Annotated in this window: 15 protein-coding genes; 6 read left to right on the top strand and 9 right to left on the bottom strand. The window is 61.3% G+C overall.

What is annotated here, in order from left to right; genetic code table 11:
* Positions 1 to 12: 12 nt before the first annotated feature.
* Positions 13 to 1,197, top strand: coding sequence for a tRNA 2-thiouridine(34) synthase MnmA (gene mnmA, locus HY17_RS17810; RefSeq protein WP_034769152.1), 1,185 nt, complete (start codon positions 13 to 15; stop codon positions 1,195 to 1,197).
* Between the two features lie 7 nt (positions 1,198 to 1,204).
* Here the strand turns inward: mnmA and HY17_RS17805 are convergent, their stop codons facing one another.
* From HY17_RS17805 to HY17_RS17775, 7 genes are all read right to left on the bottom strand, one after another.
* A complete protein-coding gene (locus tag HY17_RS17805; protein WP_051600282.1) occupies positions 1,205 to 1,936 on the bottom strand; it encodes a LuxR C-terminal-related transcriptional regulator in 732 nt (243 codons plus the stop codon).
* A 73-nt stretch (positions 1,937 to 2,009) separates the two neighbouring features.
* On the bottom strand, positions 2,010 to 3,086 hold the full coding sequence (locus tag HY17_RS17800) for a mitochondrial fission ELM1 family protein (RefSeq protein WP_034769150.1): 1,077 nt from the start codon (positions 3,084 to 3,086) through the stop codon (positions 2,010 to 2,012).
* A complete protein-coding gene (gene greA, locus HY17_RS17795) occupies positions 3,087 to 3,560 on the bottom strand; it encodes a transcription elongation factor GreA (RefSeq protein WP_034769148.1) in 474 nt (157 codons plus the stop codon).
* A 67-nt stretch (positions 3,561 to 3,627) separates the two neighbouring features.
* Positions 3,628 to 6,891: a carbamoyl-phosphate synthase large subunit gene (carB, locus tag HY17_RS17790; protein ID WP_034769146.1), complete on the bottom strand. Its 3,264-nt coding sequence runs from the start codon at positions 6,889 to 6,891 to the stop codon at positions 3,628 to 3,630.
* A gap of 125 nt (positions 6,892 to 7,016) precedes the next feature.
* On the bottom strand, positions 7,017 to 7,577 hold the full coding sequence (locus HY17_RS20315) for a hypothetical protein (RefSeq protein ID WP_155843669.1): 561 nt from the start codon (positions 7,575 to 7,577) through the stop codon (positions 7,017 to 7,019).
* Between the two features lie 89 nt (positions 7,578 to 7,666).
* Positions 7,667 to 8,005, bottom strand: coding sequence for a YMGG-like glycine zipper-containing protein (locus HY17_RS17780; RefSeq protein ID WP_034769142.1), 339 nt, complete (start codon positions 8,003 to 8,005; stop codon positions 7,667 to 7,669).
* A 100-nt stretch (positions 8,006 to 8,105) separates the two neighbouring features.
* Positions 8,106 to 8,843: an MBL fold metallo-hydrolase gene (locus tag HY17_RS17775; protein ID WP_051600281.1), complete on the bottom strand. Its 738-nt coding sequence runs from the start codon at positions 8,841 to 8,843 to the stop codon at positions 8,106 to 8,108.
* Between the two features lie 122 nt (positions 8,844 to 8,965).
* On the opposite strand from HY17_RS17775, the gene HY17_RS17770 reads away from it, so the two are divergent.
* Both HY17_RS17770 and HY17_RS19735 read left to right on the top strand, forming a co-directional pair.
* Entirely contained in the window at positions 8,966 to 9,937 is a 972-nt protein-coding gene (locus tag HY17_RS17770) for a M48 family metallopeptidase (protein ID WP_051600302.1), read from the top strand.
* Positions 9,938 to 10,160: 223 nt separating this feature from the next.
* Entirely contained in the window at positions 10,161 to 10,748 is a 588-nt protein-coding gene (locus HY17_RS19735; protein WP_051600280.1) for a TetR family transcriptional regulator, read from the top strand.
* Here HY17_RS19735 and HY17_RS17760 read toward each other — a convergent pair.
* Positions 10,745 to 11,416, bottom strand: coding sequence for a 2OG-Fe(II) oxygenase (locus tag HY17_RS17760; protein WP_051600279.1), 672 nt, complete (start codon positions 11,414 to 11,416; stop codon positions 10,745 to 10,747). The two genes, HY17_RS19735 and HY17_RS17760, sit on opposite strands and share 4 nt — an antisense overlap.
* A 26-nt stretch (positions 11,417 to 11,442) precedes the next feature.
* Positions 11,443 to 12,630 carry a glutamine-hydrolyzing carbamoyl-phosphate synthase small subunit gene (carA, locus tag HY17_RS17755; protein WP_051600278.1) on the bottom strand — a complete coding sequence of 396 codons (1,188 nt, stop codon included), beginning with the start codon at positions 12,628 to 12,630 and terminating at the stop codon, positions 11,443 to 11,445.
* Between the two features lie 133 nt (positions 12,631 to 12,763).
* Between carA and HY17_RS17750 the strand changes: the two genes are divergently transcribed.
* The 3 genes from HY17_RS17750 (at position 12,764) to dnaG (ending at position 16,104) form a co-directional block, all read left to right on the top strand.
* Positions 12,764 to 13,261, top strand: a complete 498-nt coding sequence (locus HY17_RS17750; protein ID WP_233348864.1) for a GatB/YqeY domain-containing protein — start codon at positions 12,764 to 12,766, stop codon at positions 13,259 to 13,261.
* Between the two features lie 86 nt (positions 13,262 to 13,347).
* Positions 13,348 to 14,112, top strand: coding sequence for a PRC-barrel domain-containing protein (locus HY17_RS17745; RefSeq protein ID WP_034769139.1), 765 nt, complete (start codon positions 13,348 to 13,350; stop codon positions 14,110 to 14,112).
* A gap of 111 nt (positions 14,113 to 14,223) precedes the next feature.
* Complete coding sequence (gene dnaG / locus HY17_RS17740; protein ID WP_051600277.1) at positions 14,224 to 16,104, top strand: DNA primase; 1,881 nt, start codon at positions 14,224 to 14,226, stop codon at positions 16,102 to 16,104.
* The last annotated feature ends 17 nt before the right edge of the window (positions 16,105 to 16,121 follow it).

Raw genomic sequence — 16,121 nt, 5'->3', positions numbered from 1 at the left:
TGGGAGTGAGAGATGACCGATACGAAAACGGCTGCCTGGACAGGCGGCGTCAATTCCCTTGGATTCGCAAAAGCGCCGGCTGATACCCGCGTCGTCGCCGCCATGTCAGGCGGGGTCGACAGTTCCGTGGTGGCCGCCATGCTGAAGGCTGAAGGCTATGATGTCATCGGCATCACGCTGCAGCTGTACGATCACGGCGCTGCTATCGAGAAGAAAGGCGCCTGTTGCGCCGGGCAAGACATCCATGATGCGCGGAACGTCGCAGACATGATCGGCATTCCGCACTATGTGCTGGATTACGAGTCGAAGTTCCGCGAGCAGGTGATGGAGGATTTCGCCGACACTTACCTTGCCGGTTCGACGCCAATCCCCTGCATCCGCTGCAACCAGACCGTCAAATTCTCTGACCTCCTGAAAACGGCGAAAGACCTTGGTGCGGACTGCCTCGCCACAGGGCACTATATCCGCCGTACGGATGGCGCAGATGGACCGGAACTGCACCGCGCGGCAGATGCGTCGCGCGATCAGTCCTACTTCCTGTTTGCGACAACCCGCGAGCAGCTGGACTTCCTGCGCTTTCCTTTGGGCGACCTGCCGAAGACGGAAGTGCGGGAACTGGCTGACCGGTTTAATCTGCCAGTTGCCTCGAAGCCGGACAGCCAGGATATCTGCTTCGTGCCGGAAGGGTCGTATGCGAATGTTGTTGAAAAACTCCGTCCCGGTGCCGGGCGCGGCGGCGAGATCGTGCATCTCGATGGACGCGTGCTGGGCGAGCATAATGGCGTCATTCATTACACGATCGGCCAGCGCCGAGGCCTTGGTGTCGCCACCGGAGAGCCGTTGTTTGTTGTGAAGATCGACGCGCCGAACCGCCGCGTTGTCGTTGGCCCGCGTGAAGCGCTGATGACGTCCGGCCTGCTGCTCGAAGAGTTGAACTGGATTGGGGCTGGTAGCCTGGAATCTGCTGCCGATGCGGGCGCCCCTGTGCTTGTCCGTGTGCGGTCCACGCGCCCGCCTGTGCCCGGACGGCTTGGCTGGCATGACGGTACGCCGGTGATCTGGTTCGAAGAGCCGGAAGAGGGTGTTGCACGCGGACAGGCAGCGGTGCTGTATGATCCTGATGGCGGTACGCGCATCCTTGGCGGCGGATTTATCCTGAAGGCTATCCCGGCAGATGACCGCGTCGCTGCAGCCTGACAGGCTGTCAGTCGACCATGCCGAGCGCGATGCCCCGCAGAGCCGCGGAGACACGGTCGTTCACGTCGAGCTTCTCAAAACAGCGCCGGATATAGGTTTCGACCGTATTCCGTGACAGCTGTAAAACTTCTGCAATCTGCGAATTGGTTCGCCCACGCGCGACCCATCGCAGGATTTCGCGCTCGCGGGCAGACAGGACGGTGCCGTTGGGAAGATCCTTCAGCAGCAGACGGCAATAGGCGAGATGGCCCATCTGAGACGCTGCCTGCAGTTCAAGCACTTCATCCGCGGGCGGGCGTTCTGCCTGGCCGAAACCCAGCGCGGCGTAACCGTTTCGCCCGGCGGGACCGAACAGGGGGATACCGATCCCTTCGCCCATATTCTGCGCGGCGACGCGCTGAAGATATTCGCGTTCTTCCAGTGTCAGGTTCGGCAATTGCGGGGCTTCGGTCCAGAAATAGGGACGGGTGAAATTCACGGCCCTGCGGGCCAGCGGGTCGCACAGGTGCAGCTCTTCCGCGAGGTAGGTTTCCCGCCAGCTTTCCGGATAACCAAACTCTCCGACCCGGATCTGCCCATCGAAATCACGGGCGCCGACCGGCGGATAATGTATGTAGCTCGCCATCACGACATGCGTCGTTTCAAAATAGTTTGCTGCAGCAGTGCGGAGGTCCAGGAGCGTTGCCGCGTCACGGCAATCCCGGAAAAACTGGCGAAGTGGCTCGATGTCGCGCGCCATACCTTGTCCCCAAAGTCAGGGACATAAGGCCTCAGGGAAAATCAAAACGCAAGAAAAAGCGGGGCTGGCGCGATCAACTCAGCCAATCGGGCGCGGCAACCATGTCCGATTGCCCCATATCGGGCTGCGGGTAGCGCTCCAGAAGTCTATCGACAATGGCGTCGGCGACCCGGTCTGCTTCGCGCAGAGGCGCGTAGGTCCAGGTTTCCAGCGTGCCGTCAAACCAGCGCGCCGCACCGTGTGCAATCAGGCTTTCATGCAGTTTGTCGAATTTGTCGGACCGCCCTTCCAGTTTTGCAATATGCAGGGGAAGGCCATGCCAGGTCGCGTCCGAAAGCATGTTGGCACTGTCTTCGGTGACGATGGCGACATCGGAGAAGGTGAGCCAGGCGATATACGGGTTCGGGCCATCTTCCGTGCCCGACCAGAATTTTGCGCCGATCTCATCGGCCAATCGGCGGAACCGCGCCCGGATCGAATCAGGCGTACGCCGCGACGCCGTCATCCGCAGACGCCAGCCTTTTCCGGCAAGCTCGCGCAGCTGGGCGTCGAGCCGGTCGGCTGCCGCTTCCGTAAAGGTGTGGGTTTTGCTGTTGCCGCCGAGGATGACGATCGCGCTTTTGCCGCGTTCGTCAGCGAGATCCGCAAAGGCCTGTGCGGCCTCTTCGATCGCATGCGGAGAAAAATAGGAGGGGGAACCAACAGTCTGGATCACGTTCGGTCCCGTCACGCCGTCATGCTTGGGCGTCACAAGAAGGTCGAAATTGTCCGGCGGAATACGTGGATCTAGAATCTGGACGGTCAGTGTACGCCCGCCAGACCACTCTCTCACAGCACGTGTAAAAGCAGCAGACCGGCGGCCTGCGGCGATCCAGACGGTCGGCCAGGGGGCTTGTAGTACAGCGCGCTGGTCAGCAGGTAGCGCGGAAAGTGGCGAAGGCCAATTGTCTGCCGGCAGCCAGGTCCAAGGCATACGTGGTGTCAGGACGATCGGTTCGGCGCGGTGCGCTTCCCCTGGAACATGCCCGATCTTCATCCAGCGGCGTGTCTCGCCCAATGCCTGCACGATTGCGCGCACCTGGGCAGCGTTGCCTGCGCGGCCGTCAGAGACCGCCCAGACTGAGGGTCCGAGCGATCCCGGCCCCGACATTTACAAATACTCGACTTTGACGATTTCGTAGGCGCGCGCCCCGGCAGGTGCCGCGACCTCGGCTTCGTCGCCTTCTTCCTTGCCGATCAGGGCCCGGGCAATCGGGGAAGAGATGGAAATCTTGCCTTCTTTCACGTTTGCCTCATCGTCACCGACGATCTTGTAGGAAGATTCCTCTTCGGAATCGACGTCGATCAGAGACACCGTTGCGCCGAAGCGGATTTTGCCGCCGGTCAGTTTGGAGACATCGATCACGTCTGCACGGGCGAGCTTGTCGTCCAGTTCGCTGATACGGCCTTCGATGAAGCTCTGCTTCTCCTTGGCGGCATGGTATTCGGCATTCTCGGACAGGTCGCCGTGCGCACGCGCCTCAGCGATCGCCGCGATGATGTTCGGGCGCTCAACCGATTTGAGGTTCTTGAGCTCAGCTTGAAGCGCAGCATGGCCTTCTGCGGTCATGGGAATGCGTTCCATAGGGTGTCACCTCTGTAATTGGGCGAAAATCGTTGTCGCAAATGTGAACGTCGTCAAGTGGGAGTTGTCACGCCGATTGCAAGGCGCGTACGGAGATTTCCCGCGACGTCATGCTGGAGATCGCACGAACCGAGGCGATCGAAGCCGCCAGCGTCGTGTAGTAAGGGATCTTGCGGGCCACAGCCGTCCGGCGGATCGAGGCGCTATCTGCAATGGATGTTGCGCCTTCGGTCGTATTGAACACGAGCTGGATTTCGCCATTGATCATAGCATCCACAATGTGGGGCTGGCCTTCATTGACCTTGTTGATGGCACGAACGGGCAGGCCTTCCGCTTCCAGGTGAGCGGCGGTACCTGACGTGGCGACAAGGGTGAAGCCAAGCTCAACAAGGTCGCGGGCCGCTTCGATAACGCCGGTCTTGTCCGAATCCTTCACCGAGATGAACACGGCGCCCTCGGTCGGCAGAATGACGCCGCAGCCCATCTGGCTTTTGAGGAAGGCGGTACCGAAATCATCGTCCCAGCCCATGACTTCGCCGGTCGACCGCATCTCAGGCCCCAGTTGCGGATCGACACCGGGGAAGCGGGCAAATGGGAAGACCGCTTCCTTCACGGCGACCCGGCGGGGGTGGGCGTGAGTGAGGTCGAATTCCGTCAGCTTCTCGCCGGCCATGACCTTCGCTGCGATGGCGGCAATCGGCGCACCGACAGCCTTGGCGACGAACGGGACTGTCCGGCTGGCGCGCGGGTTCGCTTCCAGAACGTAGATCTCGTCGTCTTTCACTGCAAACTGGATATTGATCAGGCCACGCACTTTCAGCTCACGTGCAAGTGCGATCGTTTGCTCGGCCAGCCGGCCCTGAAGGGCGGGCGAAAGCGTGAAGGGCGGCAAGGCGCAGGCGGAGTCGCCGGAGTGAACACCGGCTTCCTCGATATGCTCCATGATGCCTGCGACGTGGACGTTTTCGCCATCGCAGATCGCATCGACATCCACTTCAGTCGCATCGGACAGGTAGCGGTCGATAAAGAGCGAGGCGTCGCCGGAAACCTGAAGCGCCTCGGCTGCGAACTTGCGCAGATCGTCGTCATCGCGTGCGATTTCCATGGCGCGGCCGCCGAGCACGAAGCTCGGGCGCAGCATGACGGGGTATCCGATTTCGTTCGCCTTGATCTGGGCTTCATCCACACTTCTGGCGGTCCGGGACGGCGCTTGCTGGATGCCGAGCTTGTCGAGCAAGGCAGCAAATTGTTCGCGGTCTTCGGCGAGGTCGATCGACTCGGGACTGGTGCCGAGGATCGGAATGTTCTGCCGGTGCAGGGGGCTGGCAAGTTTCAGCGGTGTCTGTCCGCCGAACTGGACAATCACGCCGCGCAGGTGGCCGGTGCCGCTTTCCTTGTTGATGATCTCAAGCACGTGTTCATCGGTCAGCGGTTCGAAATACAGGCGGTCGGACGTATCATAGTCCGTGGACACCGTTTCCGGATTGCAGTTCACCATGATCGACTCGACGCCGAGGTCTTCCATCGCGAAGGCGGCGTGACAGCAGCAATAATCGAACTCGATGCCCTGGCCGATCCGGTTCGGGCCGCCGCCCAGGATCACGACTTTTTCCCGTGCGGTGGGCAGGGATTCACAGTCCGGCTTGTCCTGGCCGAACAGCGGGTGCTCATAGGTGGAGTACAGGTAAGGCGTCTTCGCCGCGAACTCGGCAGCGCAGGTGTCGATGCGCTTGTAGACCGGGCGCACATCCAGGGCGTGACGCTGGTCGCGTACCGCCTGTTCGGTCTTGCCGGTCAGTTCGGCGAGGCGCTTGTCGGAGAAGCCCATCGCCTTGATGTCGGTCAGCGCGTAGGCGTCGTCCGGCAGGCCCTGCGAACGGATCTTGTTTTCCTCAGCAACGATTTCTTCGAACTGGCGCAGGAACCATTTGTCGATGGAGGTGATGGCGTAGATTTCGTCCACGCTGAGGCCGGAGCGGAAAGCCTGGGCGACAACGCGTATGCGGTCGGGTGACTGGATCGCCAGGGCCGCGCGCAGCTTCGTCTCGTCCTCGAATTCCATTTCGTTCAGACCGGTCAGGCCGGTCTCCAGCGAGTTCAGCGCCTTCTGGAAGCTTTCCTTGAAGTTCCGGCCGATCGCCATGGCTTCGCCGACCGATTTCATGGCGGTCGTCAGGACCGGCTCGGTGCCCTTGTATTTCTCGAACGCAAAGCGCGGGATCTTGGTGACGACATAGTCGATGGTCGGCTCGAAGGAAGCCGGCGTCACGCCGGTGATGTCGTTGTCGAGCTCGTCCAGCGTGTAGCCGACAGCGAGCTTTGCGGCGATCTTGGCGATCGGGAAGCCGGTTGCCTTGGAGGCAAGGGCAGAGGAACGCGACACACGCGGGTTCATTTCGATGACAACCAGGCGGCCGTCTTCCGGGTTCACGGCAAACTGGACGTTGGACCCGCCAGTCTCCACGCCGATCTCGCGCAGCACTGCGATCGAGGCGTTCCGCATCACCTGGTATTCCTTGTCGGTGAGCGTCAGAGCAGGGGCGACGGTGATGGAGTCTCCGGTATGGACGCCCATCGGGTCGATGTTTTCGATGGCGCAGATGATGATGGCATTGTCCGCTTTGTCGCGGACGACCTCCATTTCATACTCTTTCCAGCCGAGCAGGCTTTCATCGACGAGGATCTGGGCATTGGGAGAGGCAGCGAGCCCCGAGCGGCAGATCTCTTCATATTCCTCGACATTGTACGCCACGCCGCCGCCTGTGCCGCCGAGCGTGAAGGCTGGCCGGATGATGGCCGGCAGACCAACCGTCTCCAGCGCGTCCATGGCGCGTTTGAGGCCGGTGATACGGTCATACTTGCCTTTTTCGTCGCGCGGCGACGACACGATGGTCGCGCGCGGGTTTTCCAGGCCAATCCGGTCCATGGCCTCACGGAACAGGGCGCGGTCCTCAGCCATCTCGATGGCTTCAGCGCGGGCGCCGATGAGCTCCACGCCATGCTTCTCGAGGATCCCGGCATAGTGCAGGTCCAGCGCGCAGTTCAGCGCCGTCTGTCCGCCCATCGTGGGCAGCAGGGCGTCCGGCTTCTCCACCTCGATGATCTTCTCGACGATTTCCGGTGTGATCGGCTCGATATAAGTCGCGTCGGCCAGCTCCGGATCGGTCATGATCGTCGCCGGGTTCGAGTTCACGAGGATGACGCGGTAGCCTTCATCCTTCAGGGCTTTCACTGCCTGTACGCCGGAATAGTCGAACTCGCAGGCCTGTCCGATGATAATGGGACCGGCGCCGATAACGAGAATGGAGCTTATATCTGTGCGCTTTGGCATGTGCCCCAACTCCTAGCGGTCAAACGGCTGCGTCATAGCAGAGTCGGAGGCTTGAGCAAGGTGAAGTCGGTCAGAAAGTCTGCGCGCGCTGCAGTTCGTTGCCGGAGAATTCCGCCTTCAGGCGGTCAGAGGTATGAACTGCCCGGCGCAATCTTTGTCTGTTCCTGAGCCAGGCGCCAGGCCCCGCCGGATTTCGTATAGGTCTGCTGCATGGTCTGGCGATGCGATTTCCGGTCTCCGTCATGCATGATGCCCTGAAGCTGCGCATCGAAACAAGCCGTTGCATATCTGTCGCCGACGGTGACCTGGAGCGGCGAGTCGACAATGAGAAACCACTCTGAAAATGTTTCAGTCAGGAAGGGGGCCCAGAAGGCCGCATAAGCGTCCAGTGAAACGCTGAAGCATGTCACTTCACCGAAATCGGTCGTCATCCGGATTGTGCCGCCCGACGCGATTTCATCCAACCTGTTTCGCTGGAACTTGCCTTCAATACTGCTCCAGGCAGAACACCAGGCAAAGACACGTGCCTTTACCTCGGTTTCAGGAGAGGTTGGTTCAGGATCTGACACAGTAAAGGGAAAGGAGGGGACGTGAGGAGGGGCCATCATGCGCTTGAAAAAGTAATCCGTAATTGATGTAACCCGCGGTAAACGCCCCAAGGTAGATTTGGTTCCGCGATGTTTCATTTTGCCCCCGATTGTCTGAAGGGGTGGGCAAACAAAACGGCCCCGCTTCTTAAGAAACGGGGCCGCGGCTTTGTGAATTGCCGGGCCTGTTACCAGCGCGACCGGTCATATGGGTAGCGGTCATAGGCATTCGCGACGCCGTCACCATCTGAATCGCGTTCGGTTTCCTGATCTTTCACGCCAGGCATGTCGCAGTCGTCGGCTTCGGTGCAGCCTTTGGCCGCGCCAGCAGCGCCACCTATGGCACCGCCAATAATTGCGCCGCGTTCTGCGTCGCCATCGCCGACATTGTTGCCGATCACAGCGCCGGCGACAGCGCCCGCTGCGGCGCCATAGGCTGCGTTACGTTCAGTCGTGCCGCTCGAGGTGCAGGCGGCCAGAATGGCTGCACTTGCGCCAATGGCCATCAGTTTCACAGGGAAGGTCATTTGGGGTCCTTTCGGGTGGCTATGACCGCAACAACGGCTCGCACCCGCGCCGGTTCCCCGCGCAACATTACGATGAACTCAGGGGGTTGAACCTTCCGGATCAGCTCCAGCGCTTGGACAGCTTCTGGCTTATCTCATCCGGTGCCTGCTTCTCGGCGCCCTGATATCCCGTCACTTCGTCGGCCACAAAAGGATTGTCCTGCCGTTCCTGTCCGAAGGTGGAGAGGGGGCCGTGCCCGGGCACGAACCGCATCTGGGGCCCCAGCGGCCAGAGCTTTCTGGTGATGGAATCGATCAGCTGTTGCTGGTTCCCGCGCGGGAAGTCCGTCCGGCCGACCGAGCCGCGGAACAGGACGTCGCCCACAAATGCCAGCGCGCCTTCCTGCGAGTAAATCACCACGTGGCCGGGCGTGTGGCCGGGCGTGTGCACGACGCCGAACTTGTTACCCGCCAGATCCAGAACGTCGCCATCATGTAGGTAGCGGTCTGGCGTCACGTTCTTGCCGTCCTTGATGCCGTATTTCGCGCCCTGGGTCTCGATCTCGTCGAGCAGCCATTGGTCGTCCTCATGAGGGCCGATCACCGGGCATCCGGTCCGTTCTGCGACCGCTGCGGCCGCGCCGGCATGGTCCATGTGGCCATGCGTCAGCCAGACGGCCACGATTTTCACGCCGAACTGTTCGGCAGCGCCCATGAGTTTGTCCACTTCGCCGCCCGGATCGATGAACACGCCTTCCATGGTCTCGGTCGACCAGATCATGGACGTGTTCTGCTGGAGGGGCGTGACCGGAATGATCCGGATCTCGAGCTTCGGCTGGTTGGCGGGTGTCTCAGTCATGTTTGCTACATAGTCGGTCCAGCTGGGAACGCAAAGCGTGCCGGGGGCGCTTTTCCTGCCGGGGGCTCTCCGCTAACACTCATCGGGCGTTGAAGACGGCGGACAAGGAGGCTTTCGTGCGCATGCCGACCCAACCTGGCGGGATGTATCGCGGCGGAGGGGGCATTGCGCGATTGCTGCGCAGCCGTTTTGGCCTCCTTCTGATCGCCGCTTTTGGCCTGTTCCTCTATTGGCAGATGAACCAGAAGCCCGTTCCGTTCTCGGGCCGGTCACAGCTCAACACGGTTTCGATTGAGCAGGAAGTGAAGCTCGGCCAGCAATCCTATCTGCAGATCCTGAATCAGGAGCAGAGCCAGGGAAATACTGTTTTGTGTGCAAATGAGGCCTGTTCCGGAGAGGAAGCGGCATTGACGGCGACGGTGCGTGAGATCGGCGCGCGCCTGCAGGCGGCTGCTGTGGAGCTGGAGCAGGAATTGCGGGGTGATGGATACGCGTTCACCCCGGTCGCGGACAAGTTCGACTGGACCTACTATGTTGTTCAGTCCGCCACGCCCAACGCGTTCTGCCTGCCGGGCGGTTATGTGGCGGTCTATACAGGTATCCTCGACATCACCGGCAATCATGATGGCCGCGTGAGCATGGATGACCTGGCGGATCCGGACAAGCTGGCCGTCGTGATGGGCCATGAGATCGGTCACGCGCTTGCGCACCATGGCGCGGAACGTATGAGCCAGCAGCAGGTCATGCAGATGGGGCAGATGGCAGTTGGCGTTTCCATGGGAGACATGGACCCTGCGCAACAGCGCGCCGTCATGCAGGCCTTTGGCATTGCGGCACAGGGCGGGATGCTGAAATTCTCCCGCGAGCATGAAACCGAGGCAGACAAGATCGGTCTCGATCTGCTGGTGCGGGCCTGTTACGACCCCCGCGAGGCGCCAGAGCTGTGGCAGCGCATGGGCGAGATTGGCGGTGGTCAGCGTCCGCCGGAATGGATGAGCACGCATCCTGCCAGCGAGACCCGGGCCGAGAACTTCCGCAAATGGATGCCTGACGCGATCGCTGAATATGAAAGCCGTTGCGGCGCGCTGCGGTAGAAAGTTCCGGGCCGGATAAATGGACCGCCGAACATAAAACTGCGCCCATACCTTTGCAGGCGGGCGCAGTTCCTTGGCGTCCCGCGCTAGCCTGAGGCCAGTCCCACCCAGCTCGATACATACGCGGTTCCAAAAACACGCTGCGGGCAATGAAATGCCTCCGGAGCGCTTTGAAATGTTACGTACCACTGGTATGATAGGGTAGCAACGAAAATAACGACCCATGCCCAGGCGAACTGCAGAACAGGCAGAAGCCACTCGAGCCGCCATTCTTGACGCGGCCCGGAAGCGATTTGCCGAAGACGGATTTAGCGCCAGCATTGCAAACATCGTTGCCGATGCGGGCGTGACGAAGGGCGCCCTGTTCCACCATTTCCCAAGCAAGCTGGATCTGTTCCGCGAAGTCTGGACAGACCTGCAGACCAAGATGGGGGAGGAGGCCGTCTCCGAAGCCCGCAAAATGAGCGGGGAACACGATCCCTATATTCAGTTTCTGACCGGCGCCCGGGTCTATCTCAAATGGGCGGCGCGCCCGGAATATTTCAAGATCGTGCTCTATGAAGGCCCCGTCGTACTGGGCTTGCAGGGCTGGTACGAGTCCAACCGTAATCTTGGCCAAAGCAATGTACGCCGGGCGATGGAAACGCTGGCGGAACGTGGGCGTATCGCCCCCAGCCGCGTAAATGCCTATTCGGTTCTGGTGCAATCCGCCCTGAACGGTGCGGGGTTTGCCCTCGCGGAGGGCGTTGATGGCCTGACGCCTGACGAAGTCTACGAAGCGTTCGAGATCATGATCCGAAGCTTGAGTTAGGTCAGGGGGTCGATCTGTCCCTGAATGGAAGGATTCACGCGCCACCAGGCGGCAATGCCGAACCGTGATGCCTGTGTGACTTCAACAGCGTGCGGAACGGTTTCCGAGAGCATGAATACGACGCCCGCGCGTTCCGGCAGGATACGAGCTGCCGGTTGTGCTGTTTCGTCCGCGCCTTCGGGCCAGACGACAAGGGCGCCGCCATTCTCCTCGGTCCAGTCCTCATTGAGATATACAACGAGTGACACGACCCGGTTGCGCGCGCCTTCAAAACTGTCGAGGTGGCGGTCGTAGAATTCCCCCGGCTGGTAGACAGCGAAGCAGGCTTCGAATTCAAACAGGCCGATTATCAAACCGCGGTTGAGGGCTTGCCGCAATTGCTCTGTCCACTGCAGGAAACCTGCCTGCGCCGGTGTCGACCCATCCATCCAGGCAATCCGGGATTTTCGGATGGTCCGGTCGAGCTGGAAGTCCGTCTCCCTGCCAATCCCGGCAGGGGCGAGATCGTCTTCCGCGTTTGCGGCGAGCACTTCTGTGCGAAGCGCAAGGTAAAGCTCTTCCGGCAACATGTGCGGTTGCCAGCTCCAGCCCTTCGAAGAGAGGTCACCCAATATTGCGCCCATGCGATTGTCGCCGGGCAGGGGCACCTCAGAGGCAATGGCCGTCATGGCCGTAAACTTTCAAAAGGAGCCGATTACTTTCCGGCCCGGTGTTGTTCCATCAGGTCGGCGAAGCGCTGGAACAGGTAGAAGCTGTCCTGCGGGCCGGGGCTCGCTTCAGGGTGATGCTGGACCGAAATGATCGGACGGTCCTTCACGGCGAGACCCGAATTCGTACCGTCGAACAGGGAACGATGGCTTTCCTCCACGCCGGCCGGCAGGCTCGCCGGGTCAACGGTGAAGCCATGGTTCATCGACACGATCTCGACCTTGCCGGTGGAGAGATCCTTGACCGGGTGGTTCGCGCCATGATGGCCCTGCGCCATTTTCATGGTCTTCGCACCAAGCGCGAGCGCGAGCAGCTGGTGGCCAAGGCAGATGCCCAGGATCGGAAGGCCGCTGTCTATGACCGCGCGGATCATGTCTCCGGACCGCTTGATGGTGGCCGCCGGATCGCCGGGGCCATTGGAGAAGACGACACCATCCGGTTTGTGCGAGGCGATTTCGTCAAACGAGGCATCGCCGTTCACGACGGTCGCCCGGATGCCGACATTGGCAAGATTGCGCAGAATGTTCTTTTTCACGCCGAAATCGACCACGACGACGTGGAAAGCCGGGGTGTCCAGATGACCGTAGCCGGTTTCAGGATTCCAGAGACTTTCGGAATTATCGAATTCGGCGCTTGTATCGACATCGGCGGCGAGGTCGGCCGTTTCCAGGCCTTCCCAGGCGCGGGCAGCCTTGATCAGGGCGTCGAGGTCGATATTTCCGTTCGGCTGGTGGCAGATCGCGGCTTTTTGCATGCCTTTCTCGCGGATCAGGCGGGTGATCGCCCGGGTATCGACGCCCGAAAGACCGACAATACCGCGTTTCTGCAGCCATGATTCGAAGGTTTCGGTGGACCGCCAGTTCGAAGGCGGTGTGATCGGCTCGCGGAAAATGGCGCCCCGGGCCGCGTGCGATCCGGCTTCCGAAGACTCTTCGTGGTCCTCATCATTGGCCCCGACATTGCCGATATGAGGAAATGTGAACAGGACGATCTGGGAGGCATAAGAGGGGTCCGTGAGGATCTCCTGATAGCCCGTGATCGCTGTATTAAAACACAATTCTCCGGTTCGGATGCCCTCGGCGCCGGTGCCGTGGCCCAGGAACACTGTACCGTCAGCGAGGGCGATCGCTCCCGTGGCTGAAGTCGCCGCTTGAGTTTTGGCCAAGTAGGACATATTTGTCACACCTCCCGGGCGCCGCGTAGGGTCTCGTTAACCCATCCGCATGAAGTTCGACCGGTGTATTGGGGCGGAGTCTCTGCGGCGTCAAGCGAGTGATGCGGCAGGGCTTATGAGAGGCAAACTTGGCATGGGCCGAGAAGACAAGAGTGGATTGATGTCGCTTAAGGCGCGCATTGGAAATGCCCTCAAATCTGAGACCGAAAAGGGCCAGCCCGGCGTACGCCTGGCAACGCTGCGCCTGATCGATTGCGCTGTGCGCGACCGGGACGTGTGTGCCCGTGGACGCGGCGATGGCGAAGGGTGCCCGGAAGCGGATGTGCGCCGCGTGCTGGAGACCATGGTTGCCCAACGTGAAGTCGCGGCCCGCGAGCACGAAGACGCCGGCCGCCTCGAAGAAGCCATCCGCGAGCGCGAGGAAATCGAGATCATCCAGCAATTCCTGCCGGTTCCCCTGCAGGGCAAGGCGCTGGACTCTGCCGTGGAAGAGGTCGTGAGCGACCTGGGTGCCTCCAAGCTCAAGGACCTTGGCCGCTGCATGAGCGCCCTGAAGGAGCGCTATCCCGGCATGATCGAGTCCGGTGCCGCCGGTAAAGCTGTCCGCAAGGCGCTGTCGCGCGCCAGCTGACCCTTTCAGTGAAACCTTCTTAACCTTCGGAACGCTCCGGGGGTCATCTCGTTCTTTCCGGCACAAGCCATGGAAAGGACGATCACATGAAACCCCTTCTTGTTACCGCCAGTGCCGTTGCCCTGATGATGAGCGCAGCCGCCTGCACCAAAGCTACCAGTCATGCCGAAACCACACCGCCGGTGAAGGCGGAAACGGCAGCAGCGACACCGGATCAGGCAAAGGACCAGTACGCAGCTGATCTCAAAGACATGACACGGGCCGAGATTGAGCCGGCAGAGCGTGCGCAATACACGCTGGCCGCTGACGAAATCCTGGCCTCGCGCCTGATCGGGTCAGAAGTGCTGAACCCGGCCGGTGATGAAATCGCGACTGTCGCCGATGTCTGGATAGGCGAGCCCGGCGATACGCCGAAACTGATCATCCGTGACGGCGGTGTTGCCGGTGTCGGCGGCAAGCTCCGCGCCATCGGTTTCGAGGGCGCGCTGATTGAGCCGGTTGCCAATAACGACGAGCCGGATGTCCGTGTGACCTATTCGGAATCCTCGCTGGAAAGCCTGCCGGAGTTCGAACAGAATGGCGTGAATGATTTCCGCCTCGCGTCCGAAGCCATGGGCACGACCGCTTCGCTGACCTTCGGCGATGACCTCGCCCGCGTGAACGACTTCGTGTTGAAGGTCGACGGCACGCCGGAATATGCGGTCATCACAGACGGGCTGGCCGGAACGACCAAATACGTCATCGATGCGGATGCCCTGACCATCGAGCAGGGCGATGGGGACGGCACGCTCGTCATCGACCTTGATGCAGAAGCGTTTGCCCACGCCAAAGTACTGGCAGACAGCCAATAATCCGCCAGTTGTATTGATCAGGGGAGGGTCCGGCATTGCCGGGCCCTCTTTTCATGGTCGAGTGTGAAAAGGCGCGTTTCCCCGGAGGCGGGAACGCGGTATCCTGACAGGATGGCGCCACCTTCCATCCGCATCCCTGACGGCTTCGTAGAGGAGCTGAAGGCCCGTATCCGGCCTTCGGACGTGATTGGCCGCAAGGTGAAGCTGACCAAGAAGGGCAAGGAGTGGGTGGGCCTGTCTCCTTTCACCAATGAGAAATCGCCCAGTTTCTACGTCAATGACCAGAAGCGCATCTTCAAGGATTTCTCCTCCGGCATTGGCGGCGATGTCATCAGCTTTGTCATGGAGACAGAGCGGCTGTCTTTCATGGAAGCCGTGGAAAAGCTGGCCGAAGAAGCGGGCATGCAGCTGCCCAAGGCCAGCCCGCAGGCCGCTGAGGAATACGATCACCGCAAACGCCTGCAAGCCGTTTGCGAAGCCGCAGCGGCCTATTTCGAAGACCGGTTGCTTTCGTCCGAAGGCGCAGCCGCGCGGACCTATCTGGAAGGGCGGGGGCTTCGGCCGGCCGCCTGGAAGCGTCACAGGCTGGGCTATTCTCCGGATGACTGGCGCAAGACGATTGATCACCTGAAATCTGAAGGGTTCTCGACCAAGGAGATCCTGGAGGCCGGGCTCGCCAAGGAAAGCGACCGGGGTGGGGAGCCGTACGATGCGTTCCGTGGTCGCCTGATGTTCCCCATCGCCGATGTGCGCGGCGGCATCATCGCTTTCGGGGGCCGGGCGCTCCAGCCGGATGCCAAGCCGAAATACCTGAACTCCGGCGACACGCCGCTCTTCCATAAGTCGCGCGTACTCTACCGCTACAAGACGGCGCGCGAGGCCCTCGGCGGCGGCGAGGGCGGCGGGCTGATCGTCTGCGAAGGCTATATGGACGCCATCGCGCTCGCCGAGGCAGGCTTCGGGACATCGGTTGCCCCGCTCGGCACGGCGCTTACCGAAGACCAGCTGAGCCTGATCTGGAAAGCCGGACCGGAGCCTGTCCTCTGTTTTGACGGTGACCGTGCTGGACTGGGCGCAGCTTACCGCGCGATCGACCGCGCCCTGCCGCATGTCGAGCCGGGACGTTCCTTGTTCTTCGTTCTGCTGCCCGACGGCATGGATCCAGACGACCTGATCCGAGCGCGGGGCCCCGGTGCCATGTCCGATGCGCTGGACGGGCGGATCGCCATGTCCGAACTGCTCTGGCTGCGCGAGCGCGATGCTGAGGCGCTGGACACGCCGGAACGCCAGGCGGGTCTTGAGGCGCGCCTCATGGCGGCGGCGGCCCAGATCCAGCACCCCGGCGTCCGCGCCGCCTATGAGCGCGATCTCAAATCCCGCATGCGAGATCATTTCTGGCAGCTGCGTCAGGCCAGCCGAGGCAAGGGAAAAGGCAACGGCGACTACAGGAAGCGGCCCGGAACGGGACAGTTTCCCGCGTCAGGCGACCAGGGGCAGGTGGAACTGAAAAGCGGTGCACCGGCCAAACTGCGCGGCCTGGGACAGGTCGTGCGGGCGGTCGACACGCCGGAACTGCTGGACCTGGGCGCAGAAACCCTTGCCGCGGCCGCCTTTGCCGATCCGGATGTCAGCCTGATGCGCGATGCGGTGCTGGATTTCGCTCATGCAGGAAAACCTATTGACCGCGGCGCTTTGAGTGCCCATTTAGCGGAAGCAGGGAACATGCGCGCTGCCAGTCTGCTCAACGAATATCCCCACACGCCTCCGATAACGGTCGACGGACCCGAGGCACGGGAATGGCTCATAGCCCTCGAGCAATACATGGTTGCAGGTCGTTCCGTTGAGCAGGACGCTGACGCTGGCATGGATGATGCTGGCGCGGATGCTACGTCGTCGCCATCAGCCTGGCGGCGCAAGCACCAGCTCGTCGCGGAACGAAGGGCTTTGAGAGCCCGCATGAACGAGGCAGCAGGAAAAGTCGGCGAGAGCTGAAGAGGCGCGAAACTTTG

This window comes from Hyphomonas sp. CY54-11-8 (assembly GCF_000682735.1).
Classification (GTDB): Bacteria; Pseudomonadota; Alphaproteobacteria; order Caulobacterales; family Hyphomonadaceae; genus Hyphomonas.
Note: the sequence above shows the minus strand (reverse complement) of the source record. Positions and strands in the feature narration are given on the sequence as shown.